At 67.8% G+C, this 15,044-nt stretch carries 17 protein-coding genes and 1 pseudogene; 11 read left to right on the plus strand and 7 right to left on the minus strand.

What is annotated here, in order from left to right:
• Window positions 1-596: 596 nt before the first annotated feature.
• The 3 genes from MFF24_RS27575 to MFF24_RS27585 form a co-directional block, all read right to left on the minus strand.
• Window positions 597-1,349 carry an SDR family NAD(P)-dependent oxidoreductase gene (locus MFF24_RS27575; RefSeq protein WP_238229085.1) on the minus strand — a complete coding sequence of 251 codons (753 nt, stop codon included), beginning with the start codon at window positions 1,347-1,349 and terminating at the stop codon, window positions 597-599.
• 76 nt (window positions 1,350-1,425) lie between these two features.
• Complete coding sequence (locus MFF24_RS27580) at window positions 1,426-1,890, minus strand: carboxymuconolactone decarboxylase family protein (RefSeq protein WP_238229086.1); 465 nt, start codon at window positions 1,888-1,890, stop codon at window positions 1,426-1,428.
• Window positions 1,891-2,012: 122 nt separating this feature from the next.
• Window positions 2,013-2,432: a cupin domain-containing protein gene (locus MFF24_RS27585; RefSeq protein WP_238229100.1), complete on the minus strand. Its 420-nt coding sequence runs from the start codon at window positions 2,430-2,432 to the stop codon at window positions 2,013-2,015.
• A gap of 421 nt (window positions 2,433-2,853) precedes the next feature.
• Here MFF24_RS27585 and MFF24_RS27590 point away from each other — a divergent pair, with 421 nt between their 5' ends.
• The 10 genes from MFF24_RS27590 to MFF24_RS27635 all read left to right on the plus strand — a co-directional run bounded on the left by MFF24_RS27590 (window position 2,854) and on the right by MFF24_RS27635 (window position 12,826).
• A complete protein-coding gene (locus MFF24_RS27590; protein WP_238229087.1) occupies window positions 2,854-3,186 on the plus strand; it encodes a YnfA family protein in 333 nt (110 codons plus the stop codon).
• A 165-nt stretch (window positions 3,187-3,351) separates the two neighbouring features.
• On the plus strand, window positions 3,352-3,492 hold the full coding sequence (locus MFF24_RS27595; protein ID WP_238229088.1) for a hypothetical protein: 141 nt from the start codon (window positions 3,352-3,354) through the stop codon (window positions 3,490-3,492).
• A gap of 557 nt (window positions 3,493-4,049) precedes the next feature.
• Window positions 4,050-4,139, plus strand: a complete 90-nt coding sequence (locus MFF24_RS27600) for a K(+)-transporting ATPase subunit F (protein ID WP_238229089.1) — start codon at window positions 4,050-4,052, stop codon at window positions 4,137-4,139.
• 23 nt (window positions 4,140-4,162) lie between these two features.
• Window positions 4,163-5,878, plus strand: coding sequence for a potassium-transporting ATPase subunit KdpA (gene kdpA / locus MFF24_RS27605; protein ID WP_238229090.1), 1,716 nt, complete (start codon window positions 4,163-4,165; stop codon window positions 5,876-5,878).
• Window position 5,879: 1 nt separating this feature from the next.
• On the plus strand, window positions 5,880-6,080 hold the full coding sequence (locus MFF24_RS27610; protein ID WP_238229091.1) for a hypothetical protein: 201 nt from the start codon (window positions 5,880-5,882) through the stop codon (window positions 6,078-6,080).
• A gap of 59 nt (window positions 6,081-6,139) precedes the next feature.
• Window positions 6,140-8,230 (plus strand): potassium-transporting ATPase subunit KdpB, encoded by a 2,091-nt coding sequence (kdpB, locus tag MFF24_RS27615; RefSeq protein ID WP_238229092.1) that lies wholly within the window; start codon window positions 6,140-6,142, stop codon window positions 8,228-8,230.
• 24 nt (window positions 8,231-8,254) lie between these two features.
• Window positions 8,255-8,860, plus strand: a complete 606-nt coding sequence (locus MFF24_RS27620; RefSeq protein ID WP_238229093.1) for a K(+)-transporting ATPase subunit C — start codon at window positions 8,255-8,257, stop codon at window positions 8,858-8,860.
• 9 nt (window positions 8,861-8,869) lie between these two features.
• Window positions 8,870-11,590, plus strand: coding sequence for a DUF4118 domain-containing protein (locus MFF24_RS27625; protein ID WP_238229094.1), 2,721 nt, complete (start codon window positions 8,870-8,872; stop codon window positions 11,588-11,590).
• A complete protein-coding gene (locus MFF24_RS27630; RefSeq protein ID WP_238229095.1) occupies window positions 11,587-12,333 on the plus strand; it encodes a response regulator in 747 nt (248 codons plus the stop codon). Before MFF24_RS27625 ends, MFF24_RS27630 begins: the two co-directional genes overlap by 4 nt.
• Before the next feature lie 13 nt (window positions 12,334-12,346).
• Window positions 12,347-12,826 carry a PTS sugar transporter subunit IIA gene (locus MFF24_RS27635; RefSeq protein WP_238229096.1) on the plus strand — a complete coding sequence of 160 codons (480 nt, stop codon included), beginning with the start codon at window positions 12,347-12,349 and terminating at the stop codon, window positions 12,824-12,826.
• On the opposite strand, the gene MFF24_RS27640 is transcribed toward MFF24_RS27635, so the two are convergent.
• From MFF24_RS27640 to MFF24_RS27650, 3 genes are all read right to left on the minus strand, one after another.
• A complete protein-coding gene (locus MFF24_RS27640; RefSeq protein ID WP_238229097.1) occupies window positions 12,787-13,404 on the minus strand; it encodes a hypothetical protein in 618 nt (205 codons plus the stop codon). The genes MFF24_RS27635 and MFF24_RS27640 overlap by 40 nt on opposite strands.
• A gap of 131 nt (window positions 13,405-13,535) precedes the next feature.
• Entirely contained in the window at window positions 13,536-13,709 is a 174-nt protein-coding gene (locus MFF24_RS27645; protein ID WP_238229101.1) for a hypothetical protein, read from the minus strand.
• A gap of 75 nt (window positions 13,710-13,784) precedes the next feature.
• A complete protein-coding gene (locus MFF24_RS27650; RefSeq protein WP_238229098.1) occupies window positions 13,785-14,018 on the minus strand; it encodes a hypothetical protein in 234 nt (77 codons plus the stop codon).
• A gap of 448 nt (window positions 14,019-14,466) precedes the next feature.
• Between MFF24_RS27650 and MFF24_RS27655 the strand changes: the two genes are divergently transcribed.
• Window positions 14,467-14,766 carry a hypothetical protein gene (locus tag MFF24_RS27655; protein WP_238229099.1) on the plus strand — a complete coding sequence of 100 codons (300 nt, stop codon included), beginning with the start codon at window positions 14,467-14,469 and terminating at the stop codon, window positions 14,764-14,766.
• Here the strand turns inward: MFF24_RS27655 and MFF24_RS27660 are convergent.
• A pseudogene (locus MFF24_RS27660) lies at window positions 14,747-14,881 on the minus strand (ion transporter); the annotation flags it as partial. The gene MFF24_RS27655 and the pseudogene MFF24_RS27660 overlap by 20 nt on opposite strands.
• Between the last annotated feature and the right edge of the window lie 163 nt (window positions 14,882-15,044).

Below are 15,044 nucleotides of genomic sequence, written 5' to 3' on the forward strand. Positions count from 1 at the left end.
AACCGACAGGGCTGAAGGCATGGCATCCTCCATCACAAGCCCACCCAGTGAATCACACGCCAGCCAGATCGCCTACCCCAAGTGATTCAACCCGCTAGGGCACGGCTCTAGTCCTGCGCCGAGAAGGCCGGCTAGCACCGGAATAGCTGCGCTCATTGCACTCTCCCCACGTGATTGGTCCACGAGGGTGACGACGCACTCAGGCCGGATGTGACGTCGAACGGAAATTATCTCGGGGCTTTCGTCAATGCGTCGGCCTTGCACAGACCGCTTCACCAAGCTTGCTTCGGCTGAACCGACGTTCGAGGGTCGCGTCGACGCGTATAATCACACCACGATCCGGAACACAGGGGCGCGCTAACGCATACGAGGCCCATAGATGGACGGACGCTTTTGAGGAGCTACGACACAGGAATCAGTGGCAACATTGGGTCGGAGCTGCAACGTCCGATACGGGTACAAGGGCCGAAGTCCGCTATCTAGCCCGGGCGGACTCAGCAGGCCCCTTCTTCCGTACGATGCAGATGACTGTCTGACTACAATCGAGAGCGATCGTTGCGGGTAGTTCTCTTAAAATAATGAGAACTGGTAGGTGATCATGCGATCGAGAAACCGCCATCGATACCTAACACCTGTCCTGTAACCCAACCCGCCTCGGTCGATGCAAGGTTCAGGATCCAAGTGGCTACGTCTTCTGGCTCACCTCGTCGCTTAAGCGGGATCATATCTCTTTCCTGTGACTTGATAATTTCGGACTCCTCTTCGGAAAAACCCATCCTGGCTCGAAGGAAATCTGATTCCACAGGACCGGAAGCGATCGCGTTGACACGGATACCCTTTGGAGCCAGCTCAAGCGCCCAACATCGCGTTGCCTGCTCCAAGGCGGATTTGCTAGCGGCGTAATCGGCGAACCCTGCAACTGCTTTTCGAGCAAGCGTGCTGGAGACGTTGACGATTGTGCCCTGGCTCTCTTCTAGATACTGCAACGCGGCAGAGGCTAGGAGAGTGGGACCGATCACGTTGACGGCATAGATCGCGCAAGTACGATCGGGATCCGCGTCTGCTAGTGTGGTCGGCGCGCCGGCTCCGGCATTGTTGACAAGAACGTCAATTCGTCCCCAGCACTCGACCGCCTTGGCTATCGTCCGGGCAGCATCAGCTGGGACGGCGGCATCGGCTACGAAGCCTTGGACGTTTGGGGTGCCGGCTGTGATGTCGTCTAGCATCTGCTGCCGTCGTCCAGTGACAAGGACTTTCGCCCCCTCTGATGCGAAACGCCTGGCAGCAGCTAGGCCGATGCCACCGCTTCCACCCGTGACGATCGCGACCTTACCGGTAAACCTGCTCATATCCCGTCTCCTGTGTGGAAGCGTAGGCGAGTCGCACGAGCCGTGGCCGGAGCGCCTCTAAACCTGGATCTCGCCTTCAAGCAGCGGTACGGGGAGCTTCCACGGGGTGCGGCGCACGGAAGCCAACTTGGAGGCGGTTCCAGACGTTGATCGCGCCGATTGCAAACGTCAGGTTGACCTGTTCGACCTCTGTGAACTGCGCCTCAAGCAGCTCATAGTCCGCGTCCGGCGCTCCTGTTTCGGAAATCCGGGTCAACGCTTCGGTCCAGGCCAAAGCGGCCTGCTCCCGGTCTGTGTAGAGGGACGATTCCCGCCAGGCGCTGAGCATGTACAGGCGCATTTCCGTTTCGCCGTGTGAGCGAAGGTCGGTAACGTGCATGTGTATGCAGAAGGCGCATCCATTAATCTGCGAGGCTCTGAGCTTCACAACTTCGAGCAGACCGTGCTCCAGGCCGCTGGAATGAAGTGTGGTTTCGAGCGCCATCATGGCCTTTACGGCGTCGGGGGCAACCTTGAAGGGGCTCTTCACGCGAGGTGTCATTTTCACTGTCCTTGATGAGGGTGCAGGCTCCCTCACAAGACGAGCCTGAAGCTGCGCTTGTGACATGCTGCGAAAAGGAGTGGGGGCCGGCGGCGTGACGTCGTGTGGTCACGCTCGTCAACTCAGCGATGGGTGATCGTCGTCAGTTCGGTTTCGTTCGAGTCGACAACGAACACGGCCAAGAGCTTCATCGGCTGGGTATCGCTGGCATTGGCGCTGACGCCGTGGCGATCGCCGGGCATTTCGAAGAAGTTTTCGCCCGCCTTGTAGGTCACGATCGGACCGTCGTTCACTTGGCTTCGTATCGCGCCTTCGAGCACGGTCGCGTAGATGAATGCCGATTTCGGATGCGTGTGAGCGGGTGACGACTGCCCAGGAGCATACTCGACGAGAACGCCCTTCATGCTCTTGCCGGGCACGTTCGGCAGCGGCTGATCGAAGACGACGGAAACCTTGGCTCCACCTTTGGTGAGATCGTGCGCCGAGGCGCTGGTGACGCATGCGGCACCAATGGCAGCGGATGAGATCAGATGCTTCAAGATTGTATTCACGGTGCGGCCTCCGGTTCACAGGGGCAAGCACGACGGCAAATTCCGCTTCGTCCCCTGCCATGAATGAGACGAAGGCAGAGGGCAGAAGTGACATATGCGATCAGAAAATCGCTCATCCTCTGGAGCGTTGAGGCAGCGGCAAGTAAGGCACGCCAGCTTGGTTTTGCCGCGGCAACCGCACAACCTTCGCCTTCGCACGATTCAATGAATGCCGTGCTGGGGAAGCATGGCCATTCCGCACACTCGGATCGTTGATGTCTGCTTCTGGACAGAATGCCAAGGTCCGGGTGCCACCCGTTGCGGACCTTCCGCCCTCCCTATTCGAATGTCCGCTCGGCAGGCGAAGCGGCTCCGGAAGCGGTGGCCATGACATCAGCAGGTACGGGCACATTGGCGCCTCGTGCCAAAAGCGATGATCGCGTCACCCGCCCGGGGGTTGGCCGAGATCGCCGGCTGTTTCGCGTTCTGGGCCTGGCTACGCCTCGACAAGTCCCCCTGGTCGCTGGCGCCCGGCATGCTCTCCCTGGCGGTGTTTGCCGATCTGCTGACACTGGCGGAGAGCGAGGCTGCCGGGCGCGCCTACGCGGCCTATGCGGGCATCTACATCGTTGTTGCGGCCATCATCTGGCTCTGGGGGTTTGAGGGACACCGACCCGACCGATGGGACATCGCGGGCGGCGTGGTATGGCTGCTTGGAAGCGCCCTCATCCTGTTCGCCCCCGTGGCGGCTAGAACCGGCGAATGAGCCGTACCCACATCGGATGCGCATCGGCCACGATCCCGTAGCGCCCGCCCCGTCGACCCATCCTTATGACTTACCTATGCCGGAGGCCCCGCCTTCGTCTTGTTCCCTAACGGGGTAACGAGGACTTCTCGCCCCACCGGGCCGTCGCCCGCGTAGAGTTTGCAGATGATAGTCCTCCGGCACATCGCCGCCGAATGCAGGGCCGACCGCGTCTTCGCCCTGATGGCCCTGGGCCTGGACTCGTGGTCGGCCCTGTCCCTCGCGTTGCTCGCCCTGAACGTCCTAGACCTGCTGCCCGCATCTTGAGCGCCGGGTCCAATCTCGGCCTGCGGGCTCGCCTTGCCGGCGTCAGGCCCCGCTTCCCGTCCAGCCAGGCTCCCCCCGATCCGGTCCATGCGGACGCCCGAGCCGCGGACCTCCGCCGCGTCGTCGGACGCTGCCCGGCCTGCGGCGTGCCCTACAGCGGCTTCGCAGGGGCGGACACCGGCGTGATCCAGGTGGACCGCACGCTCTGGCGCGCCGCCTGTCCGAGGGCCATGCTCGTCGACGCCCCGGGAGCCTGCCAGGAGTTGCAGGCCGCCTGGCGTCCGAAGGCACGCCCCAAAGGCTCCGGACGAGCCTCGGAATCCGGCCGATCCTAATGAGTTCCTTATAGGATCGCCTCCCTTTCCGTCTCGAACCCTAATGCGGTTCCCGTCCACATTCGGGTTCGCCCCGTCGGTCGCGGACTGACCGCGACAAGCGGGCCGAACGGATACGGGACATCCCATGCTCGACATCGTCTTCCTGGCCGGAGCCCTTGCCTTCTTCGGCCTGGCCGCCGCCTACGCCACGCTTTGCGAACGCCTCTGAGGCACGCCGTCATGACCTTTGACCTCGCCCTCGGCGCCCTCGTGACCGCCGGCCTCCTCGTCTACCTCACCTACGCCCTCGTCCGCCCCGAGCGGTTCTGAGCGGCCTTGCCGGACCACATCCCATGACCCCTAACGGCTGGATACAGATCGCGCTGTTCTGCGCGGTCGTCGTCGCGCTCGTGAAGCCGCTCGGCTGGTACATGACGCGCGTCTTCACCGGGGAGCGAACCCCGCTCTCGCCCGTGCTCGCCCCCGTCGAGCGCGGGCTCTACCGCGTCGCCGGCATCGACGAGCGCCACGAGCAGACCTGGCTCGGCTATGGCCTCGCCATGCTCGCCTTCCACGTGCTCGGCTTCGTGCTGCTCTATGCGGTGCTGCGCCTGCAGGACGTGCTGCCGCTCAACCCCATGGGCCAGTCCGCGGTGGCGCCCGACCTCGCCTTCAACACCGCGGCGAGCTTCGTCACCAACACCAACTGGCAGAACTATGGCGGCGAGAGCACCCTCTCGTACCTGTCGCAGATGCTGGGGCTGACGCACCAGAACTTCCTCTCGGCGGCCACCGGCATCGCGCTCGCCGTGGCCCTGATCCGCGGGTTCAGTCGCGCTTCGGCCAGGACGGTCGGCTCGTTCTGGGTCGACCTGACCCGCTGCACCCTCTACGTGCTGCTGCCGATCTGTCTCGCCTACGCGCTGTTCCTGGTCTCGCAGGGCATGCCGCAGACCCTTGGCGCCTACGTCGACGCCACGGCCCTGGAAGGCGCCAAGCAGACCATCGCGGTCGGCCCGGTGGCGAGCCAGGTTGCGATCAAGATGCTCGGCACCAACGGCGGCGGCTTCTTCAACGCCAACGCCGCCCACCCCTTCGAGAACCCGACCGCCCTGTCGAACTTCGTGCAGATCGTCTCGATCTTCGCGCTGGGCGCCGCGCTCACAAACGTCTTCGGCCGCATGGTCGGCGACGAGCGCCAGGGCTGGGCCATCCTCGCCGCCATGGGCGTGCTGTTCCTCGCCGGCGTCGCCGTCACCTACGGCAGCGAGGCTTCGGGTAGCTCCGTGCTGAACGGGCTCGGGCTGACAGGCGGCAACATGGAGGGCAAGGAGGTCCGCTTCGGCATCGTAGCCTCGGCCCTGTTCGCCGTCGTCACCACCGCGGCCTCGTGCGGCGCGGTCAACGCCATGCATGACAGCTTCACGGCGCTCGGCGGCCTGATCCCGCTCATCAACATGCAGCTCGGCGAGATCATCGTCGGCGGCGTCGGCGCGGGCCTCTACGGCATGCTGGTCTTCGTCGTGGTGGCGATCTTCGTGGCCGGGCTGATGGTCGGGCGCACGCCGGAATACCTCGGCAAGAAGATCGAGGCTCGCGAGGTGAAGATGGCCATGCTCGCCATCCTGTGCCTGCCGCTGATGATGCTGGGCGGGACCGCCGTCGCCACCGTGGCGGCCGCCGGCCTCGCCGGCCCCGCCAACGCAGGGCCGCACGGCTTCTCCGAGATCCTCTACGCCTTCACCTCCGCGGCGGCGAACAACGGCTCGGCCTTCGGCGGGCTCAGCGGCAACACGCTGTTCTACAACAGCCTGCTGGGGCTCGGCATGCTGGTCGGACGGTTCTTCGTGATCATCCCGGCCCTGGCCATCGCGGGCTCGCTCGCCGCCAAGAAGCGGGTCCCGGCCTCCGCCGGCACGTTCCCGACCCACGGTGGCCTCTTCGTCGGCCTGCTCGTCGGCGTCATCCTGATCGTCGGAGGCCTGACCTTCTTCCCGTCGCTGGCGCTCGGCCCCGTGGTCGAGCACCTCGCCGGCGCGGCGGGGCAGACCTTCGGCACGGGGGGCTGAGATGCCCCGCATCCTCCCGAACCGGCGCATCCCGCGCCACCACCTCATGCCGTACCGGCCGTCACGACGCCGGACCCACGGTTCCGATGCCAAGCAGGTACGCGCGTCGGACCTCGTGCTGGCCCTTCTCGGCGTCGTCCTGCTCGGCGGCCTCGCCCTCGGCGCGGCCTTCACCCTGGCCGCCGGCGCGACCGCCCCCTGAACCGGCACGGCCCGGCTTCGCTCGCCGGGCCTCCTCGCCCTCTCCGGACACCCGAACCCATGTCCCGCAAGACCTCATCGCTCTTCAGCGCCGCCCTTGTCGGGCCCGCACTCCTCGACTCGGTCAGGAAGCTCGACCCCCGCGCCATGATCCGCAACCCGGTCATGTTCGTGGTCGAGGTCGTGGCCGCGCTCACCACCGTGCTCTTCGCCCGCGACCTCGTCACCGGGGGCAGCGACCTGTTCTTCTCCGGCCAGATCGTCCTTTGGCTCTGGTTCACGCTGCTGTTCGCCAACTTTGCCGAGGCGCTCGCCGAGGGGCGCGGAAAGGCGCAGGCCGATAGCCTGCGTCGCACCCGCACCGAGATGATGGCCAAGCGCCTCACCGGCCAGGGACGCACCTTCGAGATGGTGCCCGGCACCTCGCTCAAGGTCGGCGACGTCGTCCTCATGGAGGCAGGCGACCTGATCCCCTCCGACGGCGAGGTCATCGAGGGCGTGGCGAGCGTCAACGAGGCCGCCATCACCGGCGAGTCCGCCCCCGTCATCCGGGAATCGGGCGGCGACCGCTCGGCGGTCACTGGCGGCACACAGGTGCTCTCCGACGAGATCAAGGTCCGCATCACGGCGGCCGCCGGCTCGACCTTCGTCGACCGCATGATCTCGCTGGTCGAGGGCGCGTCCCGCCAGAAGACCCCGAACGAGATCGCGCTCAACATCCTGCTGGCCGGGCTGACCATCGTGTTCGTATTCGCGGTAGCGACCATCCCGAGTTTCGCGAGCTATGCCGGCGGGTCCATCCCCGTCATCGTCCTGGTCGCGCTATTCGTGACGCTGATCCCGACAACCATCGGCGCGCTCCTCTCGGCCATCGGCATCGCCGGAATGGACCGGCTGGTGCGCTTCAACGTGCTCGCCATGTCCGGCCGCGCCGTCGAGGCCGCGGGCGACGTCGACACCCTGCTCCTCGACAAGACCGGTACGATCACCCTCGGCAACCGGCAGGCCACGGAGTTTCGCCCCGTGCGCGGCGTCTCCGAGCAGGACCTCGCCGACGCAGCGCAGCTCGCCTCGCTCGCCGACGAGACGCCGGAGGGCCGCTCCATCGTCGTGCTCGCCAAGGAGAAGTACGGCATCCGCGCCCGCGACATGGCCGGGTTGAACGCCACCTTCGTGCCCTTCACCGCCCAGTCGCGGATGTCCGGCGTCGACCTCGACGAATCGTCGATCCGCAAGGGCGCCGTGGACGCCGTCATCGCCTCGGTGACCGGACAGCCGATGGCGACCCGCGGCTTGAACCTCGCCCTGGCCGTCCGATCCGAGGCCGAGACGGGGGTCGTGACCGAAATCCGAGCCATCGCCGAGGATATCGCCAAAGCGGGCGGCACCCCGCTCGCGGTGGCCAAGGACGGCCGCCTGCTCGGCGTGGTCTACCTGAAGGACATCGTGAAGGGCAGCATTCGCGAGCGCTTCGCCGAGCTGCGCCGCATGGGCATCCGCACGGTGATGATCACCGGCGATAACCCGATGACGGCCGCCGCCATCGCAGCCGAGGCCGGGGTCGACGACTTCCTCGCCCAAGCGACGCCCGAGGACAAGCTGGCACTGATCCGGCGCGAGCAGGCAGAGGGCAAGCTGGTGGCCATGTGCGGCGACGGCACCAACGACGCCCCCGCGCTGGCCCAGGCTGACGTGGGCGTGGCCATGAACACCGGCACGGTGGCGGCGCGCGAGGCCGGCAACATGGTCGATCTCGACAGCGACCCGACCAAGCTCATCGAGATCGTCGGCATCGGCAAGCAGCTCCTGATGACTCGCGGGGCGCTCACGACCTTCTCGATCGCCAACGACATCGCCAAGTATTTCGCGATTCTTCCGGCGATGTTCCTGACGCTCTACCCGCAGCTGCAGGCGCTCAACGTCATGGGCCTCTCCTCGCCACAGAGCGCCATTCTCTCGGCCATCATCTTCAACGCGCTCGTCATCGTCGCTCTAATTCCGCTGGCCCTGAAGGGCGTGACCTACCGGCCGGTCGGCGCGGCCTCGCTCCTACGGCGCAACCTCCTGATTTACGGCCTCGGCGGCGTGCTGGTGCCCTTCGTGGCCATCAAGGCCATCGACACGGCCGTCACCGCCCTCCATCTCGCCTGAACCGAAGGTCCGAGGAGACCTGCCATGTTGAACCAGCTTCGTCCCGCCCTCGTCCTGCTCGTCACCCTGTCGGCGGTCACCGGCCTCGCCTATCCTCTAGCGGTCACCGGCATCGCCGGGACGATCTTCCCGGCCGAGGCCGCCGGCAGTCTGATCGAGCGTGACGGCAAGGTCGTCGGCTCCAGTCTGATCGGCCAGAGCTTCACCGGTGAGGGTTACTTCCACGGCCGGCCCTCGGCCACGACTGCGGCCGACCCAGCGGATGCGAGCAAGACCGTGCCGGCGCCCTACAACGCCGCCAGCTCCGCGGGCTCGAACCTCGGGCCGACCAGCGCAGCACTGGCGGAGCGTGTGAAGGGCGACCTTGATGCGCTGCGCGGGCAGAACCCAGGACAACCGGTGCCGGTCGACCTCGTCACGACGAGCGGCTCGGGCCTCGACCCCGACGTCTCGCCCGAGGCCGCCTTCTTCCAGGTGCCGCGGGTCGCAAAGGCCCGCAGGCTGCCCGAGGACAAGCTGCGCGACCTCGTCGCCGGTCAGGTCCAAGGCCGCACCCTCGGCCTCCTAGGCGAGCCGCGCGTCAACGTCCTGGCGCTGAACCTCGCCCTGGACGATCTCGCCAAGCGCTGAAGAGCCATCATGCCCGAGACCGGCCGCGACCCAAACCGCTCCTCGCCCGACGCGCTGCTCGAAGCGGCACGCCGGGAGGAACGGACGCGCGGCCGGCTTAAGGTTTTCCTCGGCGCCGCCCCTGGCGTCGGCAAGACCTACGAGATGCTGACCATCGGACGCGCCCGGCTCAAGGCCGGCGCCGACGTGGTCGTCGGCGTGGTCGAGACCCACGGGCGGGCCGAGACCGAGGCGCTGCTCGACGGGTTCGAGGTCGTTCCGCGCCGCGCCGTGCCCTACCATGGCACCATCCTGGAAGAGATGGATCTCGACGCGCTGCTCGCCCGCCGGCCGCAGATCGCGCTCGTGGACGAGCTCGCCCACACCAACGCACCCGGCTCGCGCCATCCCAAGCGCTACCAAGACGTCGAGGAGTTGCTCGACGCCGGCATCGACGTCCTGACCACACTCAATATTCAGCACGTCGAGAGCCTCAACGACGTGGTGGCCTCCATCACCCGCATCCGGGTCCGCGAGACGGTGCCCGACGGCGTCCTCGACCGGGCCGACGACATCGAGGTGGTCGACCTCAACCCCAGCGACCTGATTGAGCGCCTGAAGGCCGGCAAGGTTTACGTGCCCACGAACGCTGAGCGGGCGCTTAAGCACTACTTCTCCCGCGGCAACCTCACGGCCCTGCGTGAACTCGCGCTGCGCCGCACCGCCGACCGGGTCGACGATGAACTCCTGAGCCACATGCGGGCCAACGCGATCCCCGGCCCCTGGGCCGCGGGGGAACGCGTGCTGGTCTGCGTCAGCGAGGACCCGCGGTCGGCCGGCCTGGTGCGCTACGCCAAGCGCCTCGCCGACCGCCTGCACGCGCCCTGGACCGCTTTGGTGGTCGAGGGGCCGCGCGCCGCTTCCCTCACGGAGGCCGAACGCGACCGGGTCGCGGAGGCGCTGCGTCTCGCCGACCGGCTCGGGGGCGACGCCGTCACCTTGCCGGGCGGGCGGCGCATCGCCGACGAGATCCTCGCCTACGCGCAGTCCGCCAACGTCAACCACATCGTCGTTGGCAAGGCGACGCGCACCTGGGCTTTCGAGCTCGTGAACGGTTCGGTAGTGCACGACCTCGTCCGGCGCAGCGGCAACATCAGCGTCCACGTGGTCCCCGGAGAGGCCGTGCCGACATCCGACGCGGGGGCGCGTCGGCCGGTGGCCACCGCCGCCACGCCCGCCGCCTTCGATGTCGGGGCCTACGCCCTGGGGCTGCTCGCCACCGGCGCCGCCCTCGGGCTTGCCCTGCTGCTGGAGCCTTATACGGGCATCGAGAACGCCGACCTGATGCTGCTCACCGCCGTCGTAGCGGTCGCCGTGCGCTGGGGACTCGGCCCCTCGCTCGTCGCGGTAGTGGCGGCCTCGCTCTCCTACAATTTCTTCTTCCTGCCTCCCGTCTACACACTGACCATCTCGGACCCCACCAACGTCGCTGCCTTCCTGCTCTTTACCGTGGTGGCGGTGCTGGTCTCGAACCTCGCCGCCCTGGCGCGCCGGACCGCCGTCGTCAGCCAGGGGCGGGCCAAGGCGACCGAGCGGCTGTTCGGGTTCTCGCGCAAGCTCGCGGCGTGCGGGACACTCGACGACGTGCTCTGGGCCACCTCAGCCCAGGTCGCGGCGATGCTGAAGGTCCGCGTCGTGCTGTTGCTGCCGGACGGTCAGGCCGTCACGGTGCGAGCTGGCTACCCGCCCGAGGACATGCTGGACGAGGCCGATCTCGCCGCCGCCCAGTGGGCCTTCGACAACGAGCGCCCCGCGGGGCGCGGCGCGGACACCCTGCCGGGGGCCAAGCGCCTGTTTCTGCCCATGCGTACCGGACGCGGCACCATCGGCGTGATCGGCCTGGACGCGGACGGCACCGGGCCGATCCTCACCCCGGAGGCACGCCGCCTTCTCGACGCGCTCGCCGACATGGGCGCGCTGGCCATCGAGAGGGTCCGGCTGGTGGAGGATCTCGACCGGGCCGAGCGCGCCGCCGAGACGGACCGGCTACGCCAAGCGCTCCTCACCTCGATCAGCCACGACCTGCGAACCCCGCTGGCCTCCGTGCTCGGCGCGGCCACCACCCTGCGCGACCTCGATGCAGCCCTACCCGCCGAGGCCAAGGGCGAGCTCCTGGCGACGGTCGTCGAGGAATCGGAGCGGTTGAACCGCTTCATCGTGAACCTCCTAGACATGACCCGCCTGGAGGCCGGCGCGGTTGCGCCGAACCTCGCCCCCCAGGACGTGGCGGAGACCGTCGACACCGCCCTCAGGCGCACCCAAAAGGTCATGGCGGGTCACGTGGTCGCGGTCGAGATCGACCCCGACCTGCCGACCCTGAGGCTCGACCCGGTCCTGTTCGAGCAGGTCCTCGTCAACCTCCTCGACAATGCCGCCAAATACGCCCCCGAGGGCTCGACCGTGACGGTTCGCGCCCGGCACAACGGCCAGGCGGTCCGCATCGAGGTGCTGGACGAGGGCTTCGGCCTGCCCGAGGCGGATGTCGAGCGGGTGTTCGACAAGTTCTACCGGGTCCGGAAAAGCGACCACGTCCGGGCCGGCACCGGGCTCGGCCTCGCCATCTCCCGCGGGTTCGTGGAGGCGATGGGCGGCACCGTCACCGCCGGCAACCGCCACGACCGGTTGGGGGCCGCCTTCACCGTGACGCTCCCGGTCCCGGCACGGACGACGCCAAGGGAGATTGCCGCATGAGCCCGACCATCTTGGTCATCGATGACGAGCCCCCGATCCGCAAGCTCCTGCGCATGGGCCTGTCCACGCAGGGCTACGCCATCCTGGAGGCCCCGAACGCCGCCACCGCCCTGGAGGTGCTCGCTCGCAAAAGCCCGGATCTCGTCATCCTCGACCTCGGCCTGCCGGACATGCGCGGGCACGACCTGCTGCGGGCGATCCGGGCGAGCCATCCCGGTCTGCCGGTGGTGGTGCTGTCGAGCCGGGACGACGAGGGTGGCAAGGTTGAAGCCCTCGACCTTGGCGCGGACGACTACGTGACCAAGCCCTTCGGCATGGCCGAGCTCCTGGCCCGACTGCGCGCGGCGCTGCGCCACCAACTCGCCGCCCGTGGCGAGCGCCCGGTCTTCCGGATCGACGGCCTCTCGGTCGACCTCGTGCGCCGTTTGGTGAAGGTCGACGACGTCGAGGTGAAGCTGACCCCGCGCGAGTACGACTTCCTGCGTGTCCTGGTGCTGCATGCCGGCAAGGTGCTGACGCACGCCCAGCTGATGCACGAGGTTTCGGTCTCCTCCGAGCCGCAATACCTGCGGGTCTACATGCGCCAGCTCCGGCAGAAGCTGGAGGCCGACCCCGAGCGGCCGCGCATTCTTCTTACCGAAACCGGCGTCGGCTATCGCCTGCGCGCGCCCGACGACGAACCGAACCTCAAGCTACGCGCGGCGAACGACGCCAAGCCGGCGGCGACGGACACGAGCCCTTGAAGCCCAGCCTCGCATGCGGTCGGCCGACGCGATGACCGTCGACGACATCCTCGCACCGGCGGACGTGGTCCATGGCCTGCGCGCGTCCGGCAAGACCACCCTCCTCGAAGACCTCGCCCGGCGCGCCGCGAAGTCGCTCGATCTCGACGCCGACACGATTCTCGGTGCCCTCATCCGCCGGGAGGGGCTCGGCTCGACCGGGGTCGGCGACGGCTTGGCGCTGCCGCACGCGCGGCTGGAGACGGTCAGGAAGCCGTTCGGGCTGCTGGCACGCCTGCGGGAGCCCCTCGACTTCGATGCGGTCGACGAGCGGCCGGTGGACCTCGTGTTCCTCCTCCTTCTGCCGACGGCGGAGGGTGGCAATCACCTGAACGCGCTGGCCTGCGTAGCGCGCAAGCTCAGGGACCCGGACACCGCCGCGGCCCTGCGGGGCGCACGGGACGCTGCCAGCCTCTACGCGTCGGTCGGCGCCCGGTCACCCAGCAACGTGTGAGGCGCCCCTTGCGGGCGCCCCGCGCTTCCGCATGCCTGTGGCCGGGACCCTCGTTCGGCGAGCCGACTCGCCAGCGAAGCGACCGCGGCGAACGGGTCGGCGATGGCGGAGCTTTCGTCGAGGAGGGCTGGCAATAGGGTGCGCCGCCCGAGCACCTGCAAGTCGACCCCACAGGTGAGGCAAGCCTGGGACGCGTTGCGGGCGGTGAGCGGCTCATCGTCCGAGATGGGGAACGAGAACGACCGAGCAGGAAGGCGAGGCCGACGCCCGCGCCGAGCAGGCCCGTGCGGCATGCGTAAGGGCGATGAACCCTCACGTATCGTCTCGCGCATCAGCGGGGCGACGACCGGGACGTCGAGGCACAGCGTCCGCGCGACCGCGGGATGCGTGCCGACCAGGGCGTAGCCGACCTGCGTCCAGCCGAGCCTCAACAAGGCCGCGTCGCGCACCTCCTCCGCCGCGTCGAGGTCTGCGAGGCCGGCAAGGTCCACGTCCGCGAGTTCGCCCGTTAGGCGCGCCCAGGCGAGGCGCTCGCCGATGGAGGCGGTATCCAGGGCTGACGAATGGGTGGCGCACATCGAGGTCCCGGGACGCTGACGTCATCAGAGCCTGCACCCTCTCGCATAAGGGTTCGAGAGGGGAAGCGGGGTCGGCGTATCAGTATCCCGTTAGGACGGCCCCGCCTTCGAGACCGGTCCGGACAAAGGCGTCAGACGCCCGCGATATTACCCAGGATGTCGGCGGCGAGCAGGAGGCAGAAGCCGCCGAGCGTGGCGACGCCCGCGACGGCGAGGACGAGGTCCGAGGTACGGAGGGCCTCGGCGCTGCGGCGTCCGGAACCCATGTGCCGGATGTGGCGGGCTCGGACGGAACGGGTGGACACGGGAAACCCCTGCGGTTGCTGACGGAATCGATATGGGATGCCGGGCCAGGCCGCTCCAGAGCGTCGACCATGGCGTCAGATGCGCAGCTCGATCCGGTCCCCGGACAGGAGCACGGCGTCGGGCCGGTGATCGGTCTCGTCCTCGGCGTAGTCGACTGCGGCTTCGCGGCTGCGGAACAGGCCGCCGGCGCGTCCGTGGATCTCGATTGCGATCCAGTGGCCCTCCGGGTCCTGGCCGACGATGAACCGGGCCGCATCCGAGGCCGGAGCCTGGGCATGGATGGCGGCGACTTGGACGGTGGGAGACATCGTGCGTTTGGGGTTCGCGCGGCCTTCACGAGACCGCGCCCCTAACCTGCGCCCGACCGCGTTAGGGTTCGAGCGGGAAGCGGGGCCGATCTCATAAGCGTCTCATTAGGATTCCCGTCGTCCGGCATCCATCTGACCCGGGCTACGACCTTGACCATCGCGGTCGCCCCAAACGGTGGCACAGAGCCGGCGCTCCTGCGGGCTTATGCCGACAAGCTCGCACGGCGGAAGCTCGGCGTCCGCCTCAAGGTCGTCGCGTTCGGCAGGGTGCGCGGGAGCGCCGAGGCGTTGAAGACCGGCAAGGCTGACCTCGCCGTATTCCGGCCCGACGTATCGATGCCGGGGAACGGCCTCACGCTCGCGGTCCTGCGGGAACTCGCCGCCTTTGGTGGCGCCAAGCGCCTCCGGGGTCAAGGCCGTCTCGGACCTAGCGGGCAAGCGACTGGGCATGCTGGCAAGCCGAACCGCCGACCGGACGCTGCTGCGTGATCTGCTCGCACACCATGGGCTTCAACTCGTCTCCGACACACCGGCTGCCGGGATGGGCGGCAAGACCGTCGCGTTGGTCCCGATGGACGAGGCCGACGTCTCTGCGGCCCTGCGCGACGGGCGCATCGACGCGATGACGCTCATGACGACGCCCGCCTCCCCGGCCGCCCGGCGAGTCGTCGATCTCGTGGCCCAGGCGGGGGAGGCCGGCGAGGTCGCGCTGATTGGTTTCCAGACGTCAGCGGCAGGAACGACGTGACGACGACGAAGGCGTTGGTCGCAACGTCGAACACCAGCAGGGCGTAACGGAAGCGGTGCGTGCGTCCGGTGTCCTCCTCGTAGAGCTCGCGCAGCGTCGCGGTGAACGTCGTCATCGGTCGTGGAACTGGAAGGGGCTGGATCTCAGGAATGCCGTGTGATGGCGTAAAGGCCGTAATTGCGGGTGACGAGGTTGAGATCGGGCGCCGTGCCAAAGCCGAAGCGGTAGTTGAAGTCGTAATGTGCGTAGTCGAGCCCGGCTAGCAGCGTGTGCTGAAC

The organism is Methylorubrum aminovorans, assembly GCF_022179725.1.
GTDB classification, from domain to species: Bacteria; Pseudomonadota; Alphaproteobacteria; order Rhizobiales; family Beijerinckiaceae; genus Methylobacterium; species Methylobacterium aminovorans.

Coding starts and splice junctions, on each gene's coding strand:
- kdpB (WP_238229092.1), top strand. CDS start 6,140: ATGTCCCGCAAGACCTCATCGCTCTTCAGCGCCGCCCTTGTCGGGCCC.
- MFF24_RS27655 (WP_238229099.1), top strand. CDS start 14,467: ATGCTGGCAAGCCGAACCGCCGACCGGACGCTGCTGCGTGATCTGCTC.
- MFF24_RS27635 (WP_238229096.1), top strand. CDS start 12,347: ATGCGGTCGGCCGACGCGATGACCGTCGACGACATCCTCGCACCGGCG.
- MFF24_RS27575 (WP_238229085.1), bottom strand. CDS start 1,349: ATGAGCAGGTTTACCGGTAAGGTCGCGATCGTCACGGGTGGAAGCGGT.
- MFF24_RS27610 (WP_238229091.1), top strand. CDS start 5,880: ATGCCCCGCATCCTCCCGAACCGGCGCATCCCGCGCCACCACCTCATG.
- kdpA (WP_238229090.1), top strand. CDS start 4,163: ATGACCCCTAACGGCTGGATACAGATCGCGCTGTTCTGCGCGGTCGTC.
- MFF24_RS27620 (WP_238229093.1), top strand. CDS start 8,255: ATGTTGAACCAGCTTCGTCCCGCCCTCGTCCTGCTCGTCACCCTGTCG.
- MFF24_RS27595 (WP_238229088.1), top strand. CDS start 3,352: ATGATAGTCCTCCGGCACATCGCCGCCGAATGCAGGGCCGACCGCGTC.
- MFF24_RS27630 (WP_238229095.1), top strand. CDS start 11,587: ATGAGCCCGACCATCTTGGTCATCGATGACGAGCCCCCGATCCGCAAG.
- MFF24_RS27640 (WP_238229097.1), bottom strand. CDS start 13,404: ATGTGCGCCACCCATTCGTCAGCCCTGGATACCGCCTCCATCGGCGAG.
- MFF24_RS27600 (WP_238229089.1), top strand. CDS start 4,050: ATGACCTTTGACCTCGCCCTCGGCGCCCTCGTGACCGCCGGCCTCCTC.
- MFF24_RS27580 (WP_238229086.1), bottom strand. CDS start 1,890: ATGACACCTCGCGTGAAGAGCCCCTTCAAGGTTGCCCCCGACGCCGTA.
- MFF24_RS27590 (WP_238229087.1), top strand. CDS start 2,854: ATGATCGCGTCACCCGCCCGGGGGTTGGCCGAGATCGCCGGCTGTTTC.
- MFF24_RS27625 (WP_238229094.1), top strand. CDS start 8,870: ATGCCCGAGACCGGCCGCGACCCAAACCGCTCCTCGCCCGACGCGCTG.
- MFF24_RS27650 (WP_238229098.1), bottom strand. CDS start 14,018: ATGTCTCCCACCGTCCAAGTCGCCGCCATCCATGCCCAGGCTCCGGCC.